Below are 19,532 nucleotides of genomic sequence, written 5' to 3' on the forward strand. Positions count from 1 at the left end.
CTCCGGTGTCTACAGTCCCGGGCCGTTGTACGCGCCGCGGTGGGGCTTGGTCGTCGCGGAGACCGGGTTCGCCCAGTAGTCGCGGCCTCCGTTGCCGCTGATCACGGAGCCGTTGTTCAGGGCTGGTGAGGTGGAGCGCAGCTTGTAGCCGTCGGCGGAGTCGAGGGAGTCGCCGCCGGTGCCGGGGTTCACGAAGCGGGGGTCGCCGGTGATGCCGTTGGCGGTCGGCCGGGGGACGCCCTGGAAGACGTTCCACAGCCACTGGACACCGGGGGCGGTGGGCAGCCGGGAGTCGCTGGTGCCGACCCAGATGTTGTTCTCCACGACGCTCTCGTCGGGGAGGGTGATGTCGAGTTTCCGGTCGGTGCAGTAGAAGACGTTGTTGTACATGTGCAGCGCGGACCGGCCCGCGCTGACGCTGCTCATGCGGCAGTCGTTCTCGGAGATGTTGAAGCGGATGATCTGCTTGGCGCCGCCGATGGTGCCGCAGCCGTCACAGTCGAGGAAGAAGCCGCCGATGTTGTCGCGGCTGAAGTTGTACTGGATGGTGCAGGTGCCGGTGTTGCCCCAGTCGCAGTCGAAGGCCTGGCTGTCGGCCACGGACATCCGGGTGATGCCGTACACGGCGTTCTTCTGGATGGTCGGATTGTGGTCGCCGAGCACCCATATGCCGGCGAAGTTGCCGCCGGAGAAGGGATAGACGCCGTTGCCCACTCCGGAGGCGTTGTTGTACTGGATCATCGGCGCGTCGGCGTAGCTGGCGATGATGCCGTCGCCGCCGACGTCCTTGATGATGTTGTGTTCGATCAGCACCCCGGAGCCCTTGACCGCCATGGCTCCGACGCGGATCTTGAGGCCGCCGCCGCCCGTGTTGCTGATCTGGTTGTGGTGGACGTGGACGTCGTGGAGCGTCGAGTTGGTGCCGCTGGCTCCCGTGACGATGCCGGCGGACTGGACGAAGTCCTCCGTGGTGGGGCTGGTCTTGTCGGTCTGCCCGGCGACCCGGTCGATGACGAGATGGCCGATGTCGAACCCCCGGTGGGCCCTTCCGTCGGTGGCGGTGATCCTCAGGCCCGTGCGGCGGGCGAGGGTGGCGGCCGGGTTGGTCAGCTTGAGGTTGCCGACCCGCCAGTGGTCCTGGTTGCTCAGCAGCACGGCGTCGGCGGCGCCGTTGCCGTCGATCACGGGGAGGGCGCCGGTGCCGTAGGAGGTGAGGGTGATGGGGGCCGAGGCGGTGCCGCTGCCCTTGGGGGCGAGCGTGCCGGTGCAGGTGGTGCCGGACGCGAAGGCGAGCGTGTCACCCGGCGCGTAGGTCCGGGCGTTGGCCTGGCCGATGCTGTTGAACGGCGAGGTCTGGCTGCCGTCACCGGCGGTCGGCCTGGAGCAGTCCACATAGGTGGTGCTCGCGGCGGCCGGGGCGGAGACGCCGGCGACGGCGCCGGTGGCCGTGGTCGTGGTCGTGCCGGTGGCGGTGGCGGTGGCGGTGGGCACGCTCGTGAAGGCGAGCGCGGTGGTGCCGGTGAGAGCGAGGACGGCAGCGGCGAGGCGGCGCCCGGCCGCCCGCCGTCCCCTGAGTGCTCCGAACGTCATGGCGTCACACCCTTCTGGCGGTTCGGTGTCGCCAGAAGCTAGACCCGGCCGGTGATCGAGTCAACGCATCATTATCGATTGATCGAATTTCGATCAGAAGGTAGGTCGAAGTCGCCGTACCCCGCTGCCGGTTAGGATCGGGGGGGACCATCTGAGGGGGCATCACATGACGCGGCAGGGGCAGCGGGCCATCGTGCTGGAACGCATGGACGGATCGGCCGCGGCGGGGGCCCGGGACGCGTTCCGGCTGATCTACGCCGAAGCGTTCGGCGAGCCTCCGTACCACGAGACCGAGGAGGACGTGGCCGCCGCCTTCCGCCGGTTCCCGGCCCAGACGCGCAGGGACGGCTTCCGCGCGGCCCTGGCCCGTACCGAGGACGGCGATCCGGTCGGCATGGCGTACGGCTTCCCGCTCGCCCCCGACACGGGCTGGTGGGACGAACTGACCGAGCCCGTACCCGACGAGATGCGACGGGAGGACGGCCGCCGCACCTTCGGTCTGATGGAGCTGGCCGTACGGGGACCGTGGCGCGGGCAGGGCGTCGCGCGGCGGCTGCACGAGACCCTGCTCACCGGCGTCACGGCCGAGAGGGTGCTGTTGAACGTCAACCCGGCCGCGGAGGCGGCGTGGGCTGCCTACCGGGCTTGGGGATACCGCAAGGTCGGCGAGGCGCGGCCCTGGGGAACGGCCACGGACCTCCACGACGTGATGCTCCTCGACCTGCGCTGACCGCAGCCGCACAGGGGCGCAGGGGCACAGGGGCACAGGGGCGCAGTGGCATAGCCGGCGCCTGGGGGCGCGCCGGTTGCGGGACCACGGACCGCGGGGTGGTGCGCGTGGCGAACCTCGTCCGTCATCTTCCGTAGAGGAAGAAGCGGGCCGGGACGACGAGTTCGTGGCCGGTACGGAAGCGGATCCGCACCTCCTGCTGAGTCCATGTGGTGGTGTCGACTCCCTTGGCCGCCACGTAGGGCTCGACCTCGACCCAGTGTCCGTACGAGAACCCGGAATCCCGTCCGATCACCAGTCGGTAGCTGTGGCGCCCCGACAGGGTGTGCTCGTGCACCAGTCCCAGGACGTGTGGGAACCGGTCCTCGTAGACGACTGACGAGGGCGCGGTGCTCTGGTACGTGACCTCGGTGCGCGGCCACCACAGGACGGTCACGGCGATGACGGTCGCGACGACGCCGGCCGTGGCGCCCAGCAGGAAGGTGCCGATTCCCGCCCTGCGGCGGGCCGGTCGTGGGGCCCGGCCGGGACGGTCGGCGGAGGTGTCGATGGCGGACGTGTCGATGGCGCTTCTCCAGAATCGCGGTTGTCCGGACCGGATGACCGGTGGCCGGTGACCGGTGGCCGGTGCGGGACTCTCCTGCCTAGCTCTTCGTGCGGGCCCTCAGCCCGACCTTGTCGCCCTTCAGCATGCGGGCTTCCTATCCGACCCGTCCGGCCGGAGGCAAACGAATATGCGATCATCGACGGCGTTGCCCGGAGGCCGTGTCAGCGCCCCGGACTTCGCTCCGGGCCTGTTCCGGGTCGGCTCGTCCCGGGCGCCCCTGACGTTCACTCAGAGATCCGGGCACACGGCAACCCCTCGTACTCGGGAGACGCGCACGTATGAACACGTCCACCTCGCCCTCCGGTTCGGAACGGACGGCCGCCGAGCCGGCGGTCCGCATCGGCGCTCTCGTGCCGTTGACGCGGCCTGGTTGGGTCGAGGGGGGCCGGCAGCTGCTCGCCGGGCTCGAACTGGCCGTTCACGACGTGAACGAGGCCGGCGGCGTCGACGGCAGGCCGCTCGAACTGGTGGTGCGGGACACCGCGGCCGATCCGCGGCGGGCCGAGGCGGCCGTGGAGGAACTGGCCGGACTCGGCGTGGCCGCCGTGGCGGGCGAGTACCACAGCGTCGTCGCGCGGGCCGCCGCCGGACGGGCCGACGCGCTCGGTCTGCCGTTCCTCTGCTCGTCAGCGGTTCTGGACGCGCTCACGGAACAGCCCACCCAGTGGGTCGCACGCCTCGCTCCGCCGCAGTCCCGCGGCTGGCGGACGTACGCCGACTTCCTGCTCGGCGCGGGCCACCGCCGTATCGCCGTGGCGGCCCAGCAGAGCGTCTACTGGGCGTCGGGCGCCGGCATCCTGCGGGACCACCTCGCTGCACGCGGCGGCAGCCTCGTCGAGCTGGACATGGGCGCGCTCACGCCCGAGAAGGTGTGCGACGCACTCGACGAGGACGGCGCGACGGCGCTCCTGCTTCTGCTGGGTCATCCGGATCCGGCCGTGCCGGTCGTCGAGGCCGTCCGCCGGGACGGGCGGCTCGCCGGGCTGACGATCGGCGCTCCGGCAGGGCAGCCGGAGTTCGCCGAGTGGGCGGGGCTGCTCGGCGACGACGGCACCGCGATCCCGTTCCTGCGCTATCTGCCCGAGCGCCTCACTCCCCTCGGCGAGCGCGTCGAGCGGACCCTGCGCGAACGGCTCGCCGGGGCGCCGTCGTTCGTCGCCTTCGAGGGCTACGACACGATCACCGTGCTCGCCGATGTGCTGCGGCGGACCGGCGGCGGCGCGGACAGGGCGCGCACCGCCGCGTCGTGGCCGCGCGTGGTCGTGGAGGGAACCCGTGGGCAGATCCGTTTCTCCCGCACGCCCGGCATCGGCGTGTGGCAGTGGGCGGGGCCGCCGGTGCAGGTCGTCGACCGGGATCCGGCGGATCGGGATCGCTTCCGGGTGCTCCACACGGGCTGAGCGCCGGGGGTCGACGAGGAGCGGCGCCAGGCGGCCGGGGCCGAGTCGACGAGGAGCGGCGCCAGGCGGCCGGGGCCGAGTCGACGAAGAGCGGCGCCAGGCGGTCGGGGCCGACGCCGCGCCCCGATGTCCGACGCGCCCGGGGGGCGCGGGCGTCACCCGCGCTCTCGCAGGTACGTCTCCAGCTCCGCGGCGCCCGTCAGCAGCGCGCGCCCGCGGGCGGACAGCCGGCCCTGCCAGTCGTGCAGGGAGGCCTGCAGCGGCTCCAGTCCGCCGACCGCCCGTACGCGGTCGATCACCGGTGCGATGTGGTCCAGCGGGTAGCCGCCCCGCCTGAGCTGGTGGGCCAGTCGCGCGTCGCGCACGTCGGCCTCGTCGTAGACGCGGTATCCGGTCCGCGGGTCGCGGCGTGGGCGCACCAGTCCGGCCCGCTCCCACTTGCGCAGCGTGGCGGGGCGGATGCCGAGCCTGTGTGCCAGCGGTCCGATGAAGGTGCCCCCGGGCGCGGACGCCGGCGCCTGCCGGGACCCCTGGGCCTGCCGGGACACGTCCGCCTGCCGGGACACGGGCGTCGGCCCCGACGCCACCGCCGACCTCGACCCCACCGTCGGCCCGACGCCACCGCCGGCCCGGTCTCCGCGGCGGGCCCCAGGTCGCGCAGCGCGTTCTCCACGGCCTGAAGGGTCCTCCGGTCGTCGAGGAGTCGGGCGTGGCTCTCGTCGATGAGACGGAACGCCTCGTCGACGGCGTCCTGGTGCACGGCCCGCATGATCGACGCGGCCGTCCGGTGTCCATGACCGGGTACGAGGGCGAGAAAGGCGCGCAGGGCCGCCGCGTGGAGCGAGGTATAGGTGCGGTAGCCGTGCGGCGTGCGCGCGGCGGCCGGGAGGATGCCGGCCTCTTCGTAGTTCCTGACCGCCTGGGTGGACAGACCGTGCCCACGGGCCAGATCGATCGGCCGCAGCCGCTCACCGCTTTGAAGGTTATGCCGCATGACTCCGACGATATCGCGGGACTTCGCCGCCGAAGTCTCCACCGAAGGTTCAACGATAGCGTCGAAGGCATGGCGACTGACATCAAGGACACCGCCCATGCCGTCGACGCTGCCGCCCTCATGAGGCTGCTGCCGGTACGGCCCCGACTGCTCGCCCTGGGCGAGCCCACCCACGCCGAGGACACCCTGCTCGGCCTGCGCAACGAGCTGTTCCGGCAGCTCGTCGAGGAGGAGGGCTATCGGACGATCGCGATCGAGACCGACTGCCTGAGGGGACTGCTCGTCGACGACTACGTCACCTCGGGCGCGGGCACCCTGGACGAGGTGATGGAGCGGGGCTTCAGCCACGACTGGGGAGCGTGTGCCGCCAACCGCGAGCTGGTGCGCTGGATGCGCGCCCACAACGACGGCCGACCCGCTTCCGAGCAGGTCCGCTTCGCCGGTTTCGACGGCCCGCTGGAGATCACCGCCGCCGCGAGCCCCCGGCAGGCCCTCCTCGCGCTCCATGGCTTCCTCGCCGCCCGGCTGGACGAGAATCTGCTTCCGTGCACGGCGGAGACGCTCGACCGGCTGCTCGGCGCGGACGAGCGGTGGACCGAGCCCGCCGCGATGCGGGACCCGTCCCGGTCCGTGGGGCAGTCGGCCGAGGCCGCGCGGCTCCGCCTGCTCGCCGACGATCTGGTGGAACTGCTCGACGCCGAGGCGCCCCGCCTGCGCGGGACGACCTCCGAGGACGGCTGGGAGCGGGCGCGCCTCCACGGGCGCACCGCGCTCGGTCTGCTGCGCTACCACCACGGGATGGCCGACACCTCCCCGGCCCGCCTGACGCGTCTGGTCGCCGTACGGGACCAGATGATGGCCCGTAACCTCCTGGCGCTCGCCGCCGCTCGGGGGCCGGTGTTCGCCCACGCCCACAACGGGCACCTCCAGCGGGAGAGGAGCACGATGCGGATGGGCGGGGCGCCTCTGGAGTGGTGGAGCGCCGGTGCGCTGGTGAGCGCCGAGCTCGGCGAGGGGTACGCCTTCGTGGCCACCGCCCTCGGCACGGTCCGGCACCGCGGAGTGGACGCGCCGCCGCCAAACACGCTCGAAGGGCTGCTGTACGGCCTCCCGGAGGACCGGTACGTCGTCGACTCCAGGCGGCTGGCCGCGGTCGTCCGTGACACGCCGCTCGTGCCCCGGGTGTCCCCGTGGTTCGGCTACGCCCCGTACGACCCGGCCCACTTGGCGGACAGCGACGGCCTCGTGTTCGTCAGGGACGTACACGTGCCGCAGGAATGAGCGGGGGCGGGTGGGGGCCTCCGTACGGAGACCCGATCCGGAGGGACGCCGACGCGCCCGCTCCCCCGCCGTCCACGCGGTGCCGGGCGTGGACCGATGTCGGTCCACGCCCGGCCACCTGCCCGCGCCCGGTCACCTTCCTGTCAGGTGTGCCGGCGCTTCCTGTCAGGCGTGTCGGCGCCTGCCACCGGTCACAAGCCGGTAGATCGCCAGCAGGATGAGCGAGCCGACGATGGCGGCGATCCAGGTCGAGAGCTCGAAGAACCCGTCGATGGAGTCGACGCCGAAGATGACCTTGCCGAGCCATCCGCCCAGCAGACCTCCCGCGACACCGATCAGGATCGTGACGATGAAGCCGCCCGGGTCCTTCCCCGGCATCAGGAGCTTCGCGATGATGCCGGCGATCAGGCCCACCAGAATCCAGCCGATAATGCCCACGGTGCACCCCTTCTCAACGCGCTCGATTCCTGCTCCTCCGTATGCGCCGTACACCGCTTCCCAAACCCTCACGTAACGGTCAAAGACGGATCGGGTGAGGCGGCGAGGCCGCTCAGTCCGCCGCGGCGGCGGCTCTCAGGAGGCGGGTCACGGCCCTGGAGGGGTTGACGAGCCGGAGACGGCGTCCGCTGCGGGGCCACCAGCCGAGGACGCTCAGCAGACCGGAGTCGCAGAAGGTGACCCGGAAGGTGTCGAGCACGAGGCCGGTGTATCCGTCCGCGGCCGCCGAGACCATCAGGGCGCCGAGCGGGGCGGCGCTGAAGCGGTCGATCTCCCCGCTGACCTGGACGACGAGGGTCGTGCCGAGGGTGGTGCAGGAGTCGACGACTATGACGCCGGGCGCGGTGTCCGCGCCCGAGTCGTGCGGGGAGTGGGCGGTCAGGGGCGCGAGAGCCGTGGGCAGTATCGGGGGTGGTGTGCTTGAGGTACTCACGCCTCCATCAACGCCGCACGGCCACCCCGGGGACACGAGGCACGCGTCCGCTTCACCCCATCTGACCAGCGCCGATCCCCGGCAAGGGGGAATCCGCGGGCCGCCGGCTCAGCGAGGCCGGTGCCGACGGGCGCGCCGACGGACGTGCCGGCGGGCGTACCGACGCAGGCGGGCGCGCCAGCGGGCGAGGAGTTCGGCGGGTGTACGGGGCGGGGGCGGCGGTTCGGTCCGCCCCTGCTCCTGTCCGGTGAGCGGGGCCAGCGGCATCAGGTACTGCCGGCCCTCGATGACCGCGGCGCACAGCGGTTCGGCGTCGGGAAGGTCGGCCAGGCGGACGGTGAACGGCCGCAGGACACGCTCGGGTTCGGCGATCTCGCCGCAGAGCTCGGTGGTGGCACCCGGGGTCGTCCGCGCCACGGCCACCACCTTGCCGTCGACGAGCAACTCCGCCCGACGCCGTCCCGCCTCCCAGACGACGGTGATCGAGTGCCCACCCTGGTCGAGGTGGAACCGGCGCTGACGAGCCCCAACCACGGCCGCCTCCCTGTCCGTGCCGCACCTCCAGCGTAGCCAAAGGGCGTCGGCTCGCTCAGGAAGCGTCGACCCCGTTCAGGGACCGCTGCCGGTGCTCCTTGGGCGAGAGCCCGTAGGCGGCCCGGAAGGCCCGGGTGAAGTCGGAGGCGCGGGTCATGCCCCAGCGGGCGGCGACCGCGTGGATCGGGGTCGTACGCAACGCCGGGTCCGCCAGGTCGCGGTGGGCCCCGGCGAGTCGCTGGGCGCGTATCGAGGCGGCCACCGTCTCGCCGCCCGACTGCCGGGTGAAGACGCGGTGCAGATGGCTGAGCGAGATGTGGTGGGCCGCGGCGATCACCCCGGGGGTGAGGTCCGGGTCGTGCAGGTTGCGCTGGATGAACGACCGGATGTGCTGGACCAAGGCCTCCTGGCGGGTCTCGGGGGGCAGCGCGGCCTCGGCTTCAACGAGCTGGGCGAGCCAGGCCGCCATGAGGTCCCGTACGACCGTGCCGAGACGGGGGCCGTCGGAAGGCTGGAGGAAGGCGGCCTGGCGTTCGAGGCCGACGAGGAAGTCCGCGAGCAGCGCGCCCGTGCCCTCCAGGGCCGGGACCGACCGGCCCATGAGGTGGCGTACCCGGTGCGGCGACATCGGGAGCATCGCCTTGGGCAGGTCGACGGCCACGCCCTCGACGACGCGGATCTGCTCCCGGCCGGCGGACCGGACGTCGTACGCGCGGACGTCGTAGGGCTGCGAGCTGTCGATGACGCTGAGGCAGCGCGGGCCGATCAGGGCCGTCGGACTCGCGTCGGGGCTCACGGCGAGGCCGCCGTCGAGCACGAGCGTGAGGTGGTAGAGCTCGGGGTCGTCCCGGCGTGCCATGGCCGCGTTCCGCAGGAAGCGGGTGGGCGGGATGGAGGTCTTCCACACGGTCACGGGCCCCAGCTCCATGTGGCGCAGCTCCGCCCGGAAATCGGCGGCGTGGGGGCTGATCGCCTCGCAGTGCCGCGTCCGGCCGGTGAGCTCGCGCCAGCAGTCGAACCTGTCCTCCGCCGGCACGTCCTCGCTGCGGAACACGGTCCCGATCATCGCATCACTCTCCGTTCTCCCGGCTGGGTGGCGCCCGTGGGGCCGGTCCGGTTCCGGCCCCACGCCATTGACGGGGCAGGAGGGTTTTTCGTGACACGTCTTCGTGACGCGTCCTCGTGACACGCTGCGTGGCCCCCGTGCCGCGTCACGGCGGGACTCTACGCACGGCGGAGCCGGTACGGCCGGACGGGTGACGGGATCGTTCCCGTACCTGAGGACGCCCCCGGCACGCATGATCCGGGTCGAGGTGGGCAGCGGCGCGGGTGGCAGCCGGTGGCGCGAGGGCCGAGCCGCCGGTTCGATGTGCGCGCGAGCCGGAGTACCGGTGGTCTCGGCGTACGCGTGAACCGGCCCGGGAGGCGATCGTGAATTTTCCGCTGCCTGACACCGTCGACGAGCTCAAGTCCCTGATCGGCCGGGAGGTCTCCGCCCTGCGCGGCTCCGTGCGGCGTACCGCGGAACGGTTCCCCGCCCCCGTACCGGGTGAGGAGGTCACCTCTCCGGTGCGACTGCTCGCCCCGACGTCCGCCTCGTCGCACGAGCCGACGCCGCGTTGTCTGTGCAGCACCCACGACCGCGACACGGCGGGGACGTGCTCGGCCCTCAGCGCGATCCCGGCGTCGGCCGCGCTCCTCGAACCGCTCCACGACGCCGGGACCGGCACGGTACGGGACTTCCGCATCGTCGCCGGCAACCGGACCCGGTCGGCCGACTGGCTGGAGGCCCCGGACCAGCAGGTCGGGCAGCGGTTCCTGGAGGCACGGCCGGGGGCGGCGGCCAGCGGGCTGCTCGCCGCGCTCGTCGAGGTCGCCGGTGGCGGCGGGCCGATGGAGGGCCGGGTCGTCGACTACACCGAGCAGCGGCTCGGCCGACTGCACCGCGCTCCCCTGCTGTACTCGGCGGCGCTCTGCGGCGAGCAGCTGCTCGTCACCTGGCGGCCGGTGCAGAGCCAGACGGAGCTGCTGACGATCGACGCCCAGTACCTGGCCTCGCTCGGCTGGGGCAACTGGGATCTGCTGTCGGGGAAGGTGACCTGGTCGGAGGGGCTCAGCCGGATCTTCCACGCCGATGTGCGGATGCCGTGGACGCTGGAGCAGCTCTGTGACGCGCTGCTCCCGGACGATCTGACGGCGTTCGCCGAGTTCCTGACCTCCGTCCTCGCGGGCGAGGAGCCGGCCTGGACCCGGATCCGGTTCCTGGTGCTCGGCGAGGTGAGGACGCTCGACCTGCTCGGCCGTCCGGTGGCCGGCACCGACGGCAGGCCGTGGGCCGTCAACCTGGTGGCCAGGGACCTCACCCCGCAGATCCGGAGCCGCCGCCGGCTGGCGGAGACGGAGCGCGAGTCCGACCGGCTGCGGCGGCAGGCCCAGGCGGAGCGGCGGATCGCCGACGCCCTGCGCGAAGCGCTGCTGCCGACGCACTCCGAGGCGCTCGCCGCGGTCGGGCTGTCCGTCGCCGCGTCGTACAAGCCGGCGGAGCCGGACGCCGCGGTGGGGGGCGACTGGTACAAGTGCCGGCTGCTGCCGGACGGGCGGGTGCTGATCGCGATCGGCGACGCCTCCGGGCACGGCCTGGACGCGGTGGCCCGGATGTCGCAGCAGCGTCACGCGCTGGCCGGTCTCGCCCAGACCGGGGCGTCGGCCGGTGAGATGACGACCTGGCTGAACGAGCTGATCTGCAGCGACCCTTCGGGACAGACCGCCACCATGATCACGGGGCACATCGACGAACGCCGGGCGCTCCACTGGGCCGACGCCGGCCACCCGGCGCCGCTGCTGCTCCGGGACGGCCGCGCGGCCCCGCTGCACACGCCGCAGCGCGGCCCGCTGCTCGGTGCCCTGCCGGGGTACGCGTACGAGACCACGACGACCGAGCTGCGCGAGGGCGATCTGCTGCTGCTGTACACCGACGGGATCGTGGAGCGCCGGGGCGAGGACGTCACCAAGGGCATCGAGCGCCTGGCCGATCTGATGACGCGTTCGCCGGGCGTGGGGCCGCAGGAGCTCATCGACACCGTGCTCGCCGACCCCGATCAGGCCGCCCACGAGGACGACGCCTGCATGCTGGCCATTCATCTCACCGAGCGGCGCTGACGGGCATCGGCGGGGGCCGGGGGGCGAGCGAACTGGCAGGACTGGCAGGCCCGCGCGCAGGGGATGTCCCTGGGGGCGTCTCCCCGCGGTCCGGGCGGTCCGGATGGTCCGGATGTCCGGACGGTCCGGACGGTCCGGACGGCGGGTGCGACGCGCGACGGAACGAAGACACGGGACGCGCCCGGCGGTTCTGCCACCGCGACCCCTCCAGGAAAGTATGATCAAGCGATGTCTGACATGACTGAGACCACGCCCGGCTGGCTGACCACGGACGAGCTGGACATGGCCCGGGCCCGGATGCCGATCCTGTACGTCGAGGCCGTGCCCGTACGCGTGGACGACAGCGGCGAGGTCACCAGCATCGGACTGCTCCTGCGGATCGGCGCGGACGGAACGATCAGCCGCACGCTGGTGTCCGGGCGGGTGATGCACCACGAGCGGGTACGGGACGCGCTGCTGCGGCACCTGGAGAAGGATCTCGGCCCGGTCGCCCTGCCGCGTATCCCGGCCTCACTGCAGCCGTTCACGGTCGCCGAGTACTTCCCCACGGCGGGCATCACGCCTTACCACGACCCTCGCCAGCACGCGGTGTCCCTCGCGTACATCGTGCCGGTCACCGGTGACTGCCGCCCTCGGCAGGACGCGCTCGACCTGGTCTGGTTCAGTCCGCAGGAGGCGGCGTCCCCGGCCGTGCAGAGCGAGATGCCGGGCGGGCACGCGGTCCTGCTGAAGCAGGCGCTCGCGCACGTCGGCCACACGTTCTGAGCTCTCGCTCCGAGGTCCCGTTGCTGGATGCCGTTCCCAGGTCGGGGCGCGGCACCGGCCTCGGCCGGGCCGGCGGCGCGAAGGCCGTCACCCGGCGGGGCGCGGGTGACGGGTGGCCGCGATGCGGACGCGGCGGGTGCGCCCCTGCTCGGCGAGCAGGGTGAGGGCCGCCGGTGATACGGGGAAGGTGCCGGTCACGGCGGTGCGCTGGCACCAGTCGGATGCGGCGGTCAGCTCTGCGGGGGTCCAGGGCTCGCCGAGCGCGAGGGCCCTGAGCAGGGTCCATTCGCGCAGGCGGCGGGTGAGGACGTCCCGTCCGGCGACGACGCGGGACACCGTGCGGCACCAGGCGGGGAACCGGGCGTCGGTCAGCAGCTCGGCCGCGCGGCGGTCGACATGGCGGACCACCGCGCTCTGCGCCATCACCGAATCCTCGTCCCCGAGGACGGCGCCCACCAGCTCCGCCTCGTCCGGCTCGGCGACGGTCTCCAGCGCGGCGAGGTACCGGGCGAAACGCCGGTGCTCGGCCGGCTCGGGGCCGAGGGGTATGTCGGTCATGCGGTGCCTCTTTCGGGAACCGGCCCTACGCGCTGTGGACGATCTGGATCAGGTTGCCGCAGGTGTCGTCCAGGACGGCGGTCGTGACCGAGCCCATCTCCAGCGGCTCCTGGGTGAAGAACACGCCGAGCTCGCGCAGCCGCTCGTATTCCGCGCGGACGTCGTCCACGGCGAAGGAGGCGGCCGGGATGCCGTCGTGCACCAGTGCCGTCTTGTACGGCTGCACGGCGGGATGTCCGGACGGCTCGAGCAGGAGTTCCGTCCCGTTCGGCTCCTCGGGCGAGACGACGGTGATCCACCGGTCCTCCCCCATCGGGACGTCGTGCTTCTTCACAAAGCCCAGCACGTCGGTGTAGAAGCGCAGGGCCTTCTCCTGGTCGTCGACGAAGACGCTGGTGAGGTGGATCTTCATGGGGTGCTCTCCGTGGTGTCCGCGCGCTCGGCGCTCTCGGTGCTCGTGGCGCTGCTCGTGGTGTTGCTGTTGCTGTTGCTGTTGCTGTTGCTGTTGCTGTTGCTGTTGCTGTTGCTGTTGCTGTTGCTGTTGCCACTGTGGCCGTGGGGGTCGAGCCATCGGGTCATGACGCGCTCGAGGGGTTCGGTGTCGAGGTCGTGGAATTTGTAGCGGCCCTCGCGCCGTGAGACGACGAGACCCGCCGCTTCCAGTACGGCCAGATGCTGGCTGATCGCCTGCCGCGACAGGCCCAGGCCGTGCTTGGTGACCAGCCGTGCGCATATCTCGAACAGACTCTGGCCGTTCCGCTCCGCCAGCTCGTCGAGGATGCGCCGTCGGGTGGGATCGGCCAGCGCCTTGAAGACATCCTCTGCCATGACCGCCACGATAGGCAAGCAGCGACTTGCCTATCAAGTCGGCGGGTGTCACATCCGACGGGGGCCATGGTTCCGGGGCGGGGTCGGGCCCGTGTCCTGAGGCTCGGTCCGGCGCCTGCGCCGCTTCAGACGTGGAGGTCGGGCGGGAAGCCGGTCCAGCGGAGGTCGGCGGGGAGGTGGGCGGTGTCGTTGAAGAAGAGGACGGACGCGGGGCGGCCGGGCGCGTAGCGGATGACGGTCAGGGCGGCGTTGGCGTGGTTGAGGCCCATCCAGCGCCACTCGGGGGCGTCGAGCGCCGCGCGCACGAGCCAGCCGATGAGGAAGTTGTGCGTGACGACGAGTTCGTGGCGCGGCTCGCCACCGTCGACCGGGCCCGTGAACCGCGCGACGGCCTCCCGGGCCAGTCCGGGGCCCTGCTCCCGTTCCTCCGCGGGGAACCGGGCGAGGCGGCCGAGCATGGCGTCGGCCGATTCCGGTGGCAGTTCCTCGTGCCGCGGCAGGTAGGGGAGGTAGTCGCCGGCCGCCGCGGCGGGGGCGAGGGGAACGCCGTCGAGCTGCTCGCCGATCAGCTTCGCCGTCTGCTCCGCCCGCGCGAGGGGGCCGTGGTGGATCGCGGCGAGCGGGGCGCCGCGGAGGCGCTTTCCGAGGAGGACGGCCTGGCGGCGGCCCTTGTCGCTCAGGCCGGTCTCGTCCGGCGTGGCCTCTCCATGGCGGGTGAGGTAGAGGTAGCGGGCAGCGGTGGCCGTCATCGGCGCGTCCTCCGGCGGGGTCCGTCGTGCTGTCGGCGATCTTGCGGATGCCTGAACGGACGTCGGTGCCGGCGGCGCGGTTCCGCGGCCAGGGGCCGGTCCGCGGCTGGCGGTGGTCGTCGGGGGAAGGCGGGGCGGGGCGTCGACGGTCAGCCGCGGCGCCCCGCCGCGGCTTCGGGCGGTGTGCCGCTCAGCCCGTGTGGACCGTCAGCGCGGTCCGCACGGCGGATTCGAGGGCCCCTTCGATCCAGGCGGGTTTGACGGACGTGTGGTCCCCGGCGAAGTGCAGCGGACCCTCCGAGGTGGGGACGTCGGGGAACAGCTCGGTGTGCTGACCGGGAAGGAGCACGGAGGCCTCTCCGTACGCGTACGGGTCCCGCATCCAGGACTGCGTCCTGCACTTGCCGGTGAAGAACACCTCGCAGCGCCGGCCGAAGACGGCCTGCACGCCGGCGAGGGCGCGGAGGTACCGCTCCTCGTCGGCGTAGGAGTCCCACTTCAGGGCGTCGTCGGCCCAGCTGTAGGAGGCGAGCATCACGCCTCCGTCGCTGCCCTCCATGGGGTGGGCGTGCTCGAAGAACATGAAGCGGTTGGCGTTGTCACTCGCGGAGCCGCCGCCGCGGACGTGGGCGGCTTCGGGTTCACGGCCGGCGACGGGGCGGAAGGCGGTGAAGCAGTGCCTGAGTTCGTCGGGGACGGTCACGCCGAGGTCCTGCACGGAGCGGTGGGCGCCGAGCTGCCTGCCGTTCTTGACGCGGCCCGCCTTGTAGGCGGCGTAGAGGCCGTCCTCGACGGAGTTCAGCTCGGCCTCCCACTGCTCCTCGGTGAACTCCCACCAGCGCCGGGAGAATTCGAGGAGCACCTTGGTCGCGGCGTCGTAGTGCAGCTCCGTGACGGCGCGGCGCTTGCCGTAGCTCAGCGGAGGGTCGAAGGCCACGTGGCGCAGTCCGGAGAAGGGCACGGTGATGATCGCCTCGTCGCCCTCGAAGACCTCCGTGACACCTCCCTTGCCGGTCTGGCAGTCCTCGGACACGGTGTGCACCCGCACCGTGCCGCCGCTCCGTTCGACGCGTACGGCGCGCCGGTCGAGCCGGACCTTTCCCCTCACGCGCGCGTACAGCGCGTCGATGAGCACCACGGTGCCGCCCTTGAGTTCCCAGAAGGTGGTTCCGGGGTCGATCAGCGCGCTGGACAGGAAGCTGTGCAGGAAGGAGAGATGGAGTCGTGACGTCAGGTTCTGGACGGTGCCGACGAGGTCGATGGTCCTGGTGTCCAGGCCGGCGACCTCGGTGAGATAGCGGTACATGGACCAGTGGCCGTACCGCCTGAGGACCTCGGCCCAGCCCTCGACGAGGGCCGTTCCCTCCTTGCCCCGGACGAGCCGGCGGGCGGGTTCGAGGGCGTCGGCGAGGATGGCGGACGCCGTCTTCGTGCGGTAGGCGCCGGGGACGCCGAAGGTGTCGTTGACGACTTCGGGGTGCTTCTCGTAGTCGGCCTTGCGGACGTGGAGGCCGTTGACGTGGATCCAGGTGCGGTTGGCCTTCTTCGTGGGGTCCTCGACGTCCACGTCGACGAGCAGGAATTCCTGGCGGGGGAGGTCGAACTTCTCGATCAGGGCCATGAGGAGGGGGTGGCTTCCGGGCAGCCGCATGGCCCCGGCCTCGGCGTACTGCCGGGGGTCGGCGAAGGGCTGCCGTCCGTTCTCGTGGCCGCCCTGGCGGAAGGTCTTGACGCGGCCGCCGACCCGGTTGCCGTTGGCCTCGATGACGACGACGTCGTGGCCCGCCCGGTTGAGCAGGTCGGCGGCGAGCAGCCCGGCCGGTCCGGCGCCGACGATGAGGACCCGCTTCGTGGCCCTTCCCCGGCTCGGGGGCAGTCCGTTCTCGACGACCTTCAGATAGCGGGGGACGAGGGGCCTGTCGTGTTCGTCGTGCACGACGATGGCACGGGCGACCGTGGTGTACGCGGAGGGGTCGGTGCCGGGCGGGAGGGAGGAGGGGATGGTGGCGGGGACGGTGCCGGGGGGTGACGCGGTCGCGGGCGCGGCCGAGGCGGCGGTCAGTCCGGCGGCGAGTGCCGTGGCACCGCTCGCGGTGACCACCGTCCGCCGCGAGGGCCGGGCGGCGAGGGACGGAGCCGAGGCGCGCGTGAGGGGGAAGGCGCCCTGAGCCAGGGGCTCTTGTGCGCTGGGTGCGTCGGCGGCCGTGTCGTTCGTGCTGGGGATGCTCACTCCCGAGGTGCTCGAGGGGCGGGAAAGGGTGCTTGCGGAGGCTCGTGTCGCGGGGAGCCGTCGCGTAGATGCTCGCGGCACCTCCGAGGCGGAGCCGGACTCGTTCACACGAAGGAGAGTTCAAACCACACTTTCCGGTCATCGCGATGCTCGCCGCCCGTCTCCGGGCTCCCTGGGGAAACGTTTCCGGGACGCGACGTCGAGACCGAAGGAGCGGGTGCGAGACCGAAGGAGCGGGTGAAAGGGCCGGTTGGGGAGTAGCCTCGCGCGGGTCCGTGTTCGTCGTGTCCATGGAGGTCAGTGATGTCGCTTGAGGGTGTGTACGAGCCGAGTCCGGAGAAGTGGGTACGGGATCAGGTCGAGCTGTACGAGTCGTCGGGCGGCACGAAGGGCACGACGATGCGGGGCCTGCCCGTCGTGCTGGTGACGAGTGTCGGCGCGAAGAGCGGCAGGATCCGCAAGACGCCGCTCATGCGGGTGGAGCACGAGGGTGCGTACGCGCTCGTCGCCTCCAACGGCGGTGCGGTCCGGCATCCCGTCTGGTACCACAACCTCCTCGCCTCGCCGCTGATCGAGCTGCGGGACGGCCCCAGGGTGTGGGAGATGAAGGCGCGGCTCGCCGAAGGTGAGGAGCGGCGGGTCTGGTGGGAGCGGGCGGTCGCCGCCTTCCCCGACTACGCGGACTACCAGCGCAGGACCGAGCGGGAGATTCCGCTCTTCGTCGTCGAACCGGTCGGCTAGCGATTGGCGGGGGCACCTTAGCAGCCGACGGCCGGCCGCGGGCGAGGAACGACTACTCTCCACGCTCCCGTGCGTGCGTACGGTAGTCATGGGCCAGGGAGGGAACACCTTGGTCTTCAGTCTGAGTCGTCGCCGCAAGTCCGTCTCCGTCCAACCCGTCTCCGTCCAACCCGTCTCCGTCCAACCCGTCTCCGTCCAACCCGTCTCCGGCCAACTCGTCTCCGGCCAACCCGCTTCCGTCCAGCGGTACGTCGTGGACCGACGGCAGGCGGAGGAGTTCGTGCGCCAGTTCCATCACGAGCAGCCGGACGCGGGGGACGTGGAGAGGAGGGTCCGTGAGGTGCTGGCCGAGATCGACCGGACGGGGACCTACGAGCACTCCCCCGCCGAGCTGGCCTTCGGGGCGCGGGTGGCGTGGCGCAACGCGGCGCGCTGTATCGGGAGGCTGTACTGGCGCAGCCTCGTCGTGCGCGATCTGCGGTCGGTGACCTCCCCCGACGACGTCGCCGAGCAGTGCGTCGAGCACCTGCGCCTGGCCGGCAACGGTGGCCGGATCCGGCCGGTGGTCTCGGTGTTCGCTCCGGACCGGCCGGGCCGTCCCGGGCCGCGGATCGTCAACGACCAACTGGTCCGCTATGCCGGGCACCGCACGTCCGAGGGGCGCTGGATCGGCGATCCGCGCGGTGGAGCGCTGACCGAGCGCGCCCGGGCGCTGGGCTGGAAGCGGGAGGAGGAAGCGTTCCAGGTGCTGCCGTTGATGGTGCGGGAGCGCCCGGCGGCGCCGCCGGAGTGGTACGAGCTGCCGGACGACTCCGTGACGGAGGTGCCGCTGCGGCATCCGGACCACGCGTGGTTCGCCGAGCTCGGGCTGCGCTGGTACACGGTGCCGGCGATCAGCGACATGGTCCTGGAGATCGGCGGGGTGCGGTATCCGGCGGCGCCGTTCAACGGCTGGTACATGGGGACGGAGATAGGCGCCCGGAACCTCGCGGACACCGAGCGCTACGACCTCCTCCCCGTGGTGGCCGACCGGCTCGGGCTCGACCGGTCGAGCGAGCGCACGCTGTGGCGGGACCGTGCGCTGGTCGAGCTGAACGTGGCCGTTCTGCACTCCTTCCAGGAGGCGGGCGTGACGATGGCCGACCATCACACCGAGTCGGAGCGGTTCCTCCGGCACATCGCGCGCGAACGCCGCCACGGCAGGGCCACCCCCGCCGACTGGAGCTGGATCGTCCCGCCGCTGTCCGGCTCCGCCACCCCCGTCTTCCACCGCTACTACGACCCGGTGGATCCGTCGCTGCGGCCGGCCTTCCTCCCCGGCGAGCCGGCCCGCGGGTAGCTCACCCGGTCTGCCGGGGGCATGCGATCGTCGCCCCTCCCTTCCACCCGCCGGCAGCCGCAGCCGCCCGCCTCACGCGCGCCGTGGAACGCGGAAGGGGCGGGGACCTTCCCGGCGCCGGGAACGGGGCGCACACTTGAGTCGTGCCCTGGCGTGTGCCGTTCTCCGGCGCGCTGCGGAAACGGGCCGGTGAGGCACTGCTGCACCGGGTCGCCGGTCCCACCGCGCACCGGAAGCGCATCCGGATCCACGGGACGCCCGGGCCGCGCTGGTTCGGCCCCGGGCGCCCCGTGCGGGTCGTGCACGCGGACGCGTCGATGTACGTGGGAGGGCTCGCCGCGCTCCTGCTCCAGTCGCTGCACCCGGTCGCCATGGCGGCGGTCGCCGCGCACTCCGGCTTCCGGGGCGACCCGTGGGGGCGGCTCCAGCGCACCAGCACCTTCCTGGCGACCACGACCTTCGGCACCGCCGAGGACGCGGAGCGAGCGGTGCGGCAGGTGCGCGCGGTACACGACAAGGTGCGCGGACGGACGCCGGAGGGCGTGCCGTACCGGGCGTCCGATCCGCGGCTGCTCGCCTGGGTGCACGCGGCCGAGGCGCACTGCTTCCTGGAGGCTCACCAGCGGTACGGCAGGGCTCCGCTGGATCCCGCGGGCGCGGACGGGTACGTGGCCGACATGGCGCGGGTGGCGCGCCGGCTGGGCGTGGTCGACCCGCCGGAGAGCCGGGCCGCGCTGGCGGCCGTCCTGTCCGCGTACCGCCCCGAGCTCCGCGCCACCGCCGCCTCACGGGGAACCGCGCGCTTCCTGCTGTCGCACGCGCCGCTGCCGTGGCCCGCGCGGCTCCCGTACGCCTTCCTCGCTGCGGCCGCGGTCGACCTGCTGCCCGCCTGGGCGAGGTCCCTGCTGGACCTGCCGTACACCACGCGCCTGCTCCTGCCCCTCGCCCGCCCGGGCGGCCGCGCGGTGGTCGCGGCGATCCGCTGGGTGACTCCGCCGCTGCCGCGGGGCTCGGGGCGTGCGCGGGAATCGGGGGCGGACGCACGCTAGGGGCCGAGCCGGGAAGGTGTCCCGGCCTCGTGGGCCCGGCGCCCCGC

Annotated in this window: 18 protein-coding genes and 2 pseudogenes; 8 read left to right on the forward strand and 12 right to left on the reverse strand. The window is 72.5% G+C overall.

The annotated features are described in order from the left end of the window. Positions 1–9 precede the first annotated feature (9 nt). The gene (locus ABTZ91_RS22405) at positions 10–1,590 is read right to left on the reverse strand and encodes a right-handed parallel beta-helix repeat-containing protein (RefSeq protein ID WP_352078969.1); all 1,581 of its coding nucleotides are present in this window, start codon (positions 1,588–1,590) and stop codon (positions 10–12) included. A 166-nt stretch (positions 1,591–1,756) separates the two neighbouring features. Between ABTZ91_RS22405 and ABTZ91_RS22410 the strand changes: the two genes are divergently transcribed. Further along, positions 1,757–2,320 (forward strand): GNAT family N-acetyltransferase, encoded by a 564-nt coding sequence (locus tag ABTZ91_RS22410; RefSeq protein ID WP_352078970.1) that lies wholly within the window; start codon positions 1,757–1,759, stop codon positions 2,318–2,320. 124 nt (positions 2,321–2,444) lie between these two features. Here the strand turns inward: ABTZ91_RS22410 and ABTZ91_RS22415 are convergent, their stop codons facing one another. Continuing rightward, positions 2,445–2,756, reverse strand: coding sequence for a hypothetical protein (locus tag ABTZ91_RS22415; protein WP_352078971.1), 312 nt, complete (start codon positions 2,754–2,756; stop codon positions 2,445–2,447). 449 nt (positions 2,757–3,205) lie between these two features. Between ABTZ91_RS22415 and ABTZ91_RS22420 the strand changes: the two genes are divergently transcribed. Beyond that, entirely contained in the window at positions 3,206–4,327 is a 1,122-nt protein-coding gene (locus tag ABTZ91_RS22420; protein ID WP_352078972.1) for an ABC transporter substrate-binding protein, read from the forward strand. A 155-nt stretch (positions 4,328–4,482) separates the two neighbouring features. On the opposite strand, the pseudogene ABTZ91_RS22425 reads toward ABTZ91_RS22420, so the two are convergent. Further along, positions 4,483–5,321: pseudogene (locus tag ABTZ91_RS22425) on the reverse strand (TioE family transcriptional regulator). Between the two features lie 69 nt (positions 5,322–5,390). Here ABTZ91_RS22425 and ABTZ91_RS22430 point away from each other — a divergent pair. Continuing rightward, positions 5,391–6,602 carry an erythromycin esterase family protein gene (locus tag ABTZ91_RS22430; RefSeq protein WP_352078973.1) on the forward strand — a complete coding sequence of 404 codons (1,212 nt, stop codon included), beginning with the start codon at positions 5,391–5,393 and terminating at the stop codon, positions 6,600–6,602. Positions 6,603–6,767: 165 nt separating this feature from the next. Here the strand turns inward: ABTZ91_RS22430 and ABTZ91_RS22435 are convergent, their stop codons facing one another. From ABTZ91_RS22435 to ABTZ91_RS22450, 4 genes are all read right to left on the reverse strand, one after another. After that, positions 6,768–7,040, reverse strand: coding sequence for a GlsB/YeaQ/YmgE family stress response membrane protein (locus tag ABTZ91_RS22435; RefSeq protein WP_352078974.1), 273 nt, complete (start codon positions 7,038–7,040; stop codon positions 6,768–6,770). A 112-nt stretch (positions 7,041–7,152) separates the two neighbouring features. Continuing rightward, a complete protein-coding gene (locus ABTZ91_RS22440; protein WP_352078975.1) occupies positions 7,153–7,533 on the reverse strand; it encodes an STAS domain-containing protein in 381 nt (126 codons plus the stop codon). Between the two features lie 108 nt (positions 7,534–7,641). Next, a complete protein-coding gene (locus ABTZ91_RS22445; protein WP_352078976.1) occupies positions 7,642–8,067 on the reverse strand; it encodes a hypothetical protein in 426 nt (141 codons plus the stop codon). A gap of 55 nt (positions 8,068–8,122) precedes the next feature. Beyond that, on the reverse strand, positions 8,123–9,133 hold the full coding sequence (locus ABTZ91_RS22450) for a helix-turn-helix domain-containing protein (protein WP_352078977.1): 1,011 nt from the start codon (positions 9,131–9,133) through the stop codon (positions 8,123–8,125). Between the two features lie 365 nt (positions 9,134–9,498). Here ABTZ91_RS22450 and ABTZ91_RS22455 point away from each other — a divergent pair, with 365 nt between their 5' ends. Next, on the forward strand, positions 9,499–11,226 hold the full coding sequence (locus ABTZ91_RS22455) for a PP2C family protein-serine/threonine phosphatase (protein ID WP_352078978.1): 1,728 nt from the start codon (positions 9,499–9,501) through the stop codon (positions 11,224–11,226). Between the two features lie 228 nt (positions 11,227–11,454). Continuing rightward, positions 11,455–11,991, forward strand: a complete 537-nt coding sequence (locus tag ABTZ91_RS22460) for an NUDIX hydrolase family protein (protein WP_352078979.1) — start codon at positions 11,455–11,457, stop codon at positions 11,989–11,991. Between the two features lie 87 nt (positions 11,992–12,078). On the opposite strand, the gene ABTZ91_RS22465 is transcribed toward ABTZ91_RS22460, so the two are convergent. The 5 genes and pseudogenes from ABTZ91_RS22465 to ABTZ91_RS22485 form a co-directional block, all read right to left on the reverse strand. After that, on the reverse strand, positions 12,079–12,549 hold the full coding sequence (locus tag ABTZ91_RS22465) for a hypothetical protein (protein ID WP_352078980.1): 471 nt from the start codon (positions 12,547–12,549) through the stop codon (positions 12,079–12,081). 25 nt (positions 12,550–12,574) lie between these two features. Further along, the gene (locus ABTZ91_RS22470; protein WP_352078981.1) at positions 12,575–12,961 is read right to left on the reverse strand and encodes a VOC family protein; all 387 of its coding nucleotides are present in this window, start codon (positions 12,959–12,961) and stop codon (positions 12,575–12,577) included. Positions 12,962–13,107: 146 nt separating this feature from the next. Next, positions 13,108–13,377: pseudogene (locus ABTZ91_RS22475) on the reverse strand (ArsR/SmtB family transcription factor); the annotation flags it as partial. A gap of 125 nt (positions 13,378–13,502) precedes the next feature. Next, a complete protein-coding gene (locus ABTZ91_RS22480; protein WP_352078982.1) occupies positions 13,503–14,126 on the reverse strand; it encodes a histidine phosphatase family protein in 624 nt (207 codons plus the stop codon). A 190-nt stretch (positions 14,127–14,316) separates the two neighbouring features. Next, positions 14,317–16,227, reverse strand: coding sequence for an FAD-dependent oxidoreductase (locus ABTZ91_RS22485; RefSeq protein WP_352079112.1), 1,911 nt, complete (start codon positions 16,225–16,227; stop codon positions 14,317–14,319). 432 nt (positions 16,228–16,659) lie between these two features. On the opposite strand from ABTZ91_RS22485, the gene ABTZ91_RS22490 reads away from it, so the two are divergent. From ABTZ91_RS22490 to ABTZ91_RS22500, 3 genes are all read left to right on the forward strand, one after another. Next, positions 16,660–17,097, forward strand: coding sequence for a nitroreductase family deazaflavin-dependent oxidoreductase (locus ABTZ91_RS22490; RefSeq protein WP_352078983.1), 438 nt, complete (start codon positions 16,660–16,662; stop codon positions 17,095–17,097). 253 nt (positions 17,098–17,350) lie between these two features. Next, positions 17,351–18,436 carry a nitric oxide synthase oxygenase gene (locus tag ABTZ91_RS22495; RefSeq protein WP_352079113.1) on the forward strand — a complete coding sequence of 362 codons (1,086 nt, stop codon included), beginning with the start codon at positions 17,351–17,353 and terminating at the stop codon, positions 18,434–18,436. Between the two features lie 143 nt (positions 18,437–18,579). Then, positions 18,580–19,485: an oxygenase MpaB family protein gene (locus ABTZ91_RS22500; protein WP_352078984.1), complete on the forward strand. Its 906-nt coding sequence runs from the start codon at positions 18,580–18,582 to the stop codon at positions 19,483–19,485. Positions 19,486–19,532 lie beyond the last annotated feature (47 nt).

This window comes from Streptomyces sp. NPDC126499, from assembly GCF_040302485.1.
GTDB lineage: Bacteria > Actinomycetota > Actinomycetes > Streptomycetales > Streptomycetaceae > Streptomyces.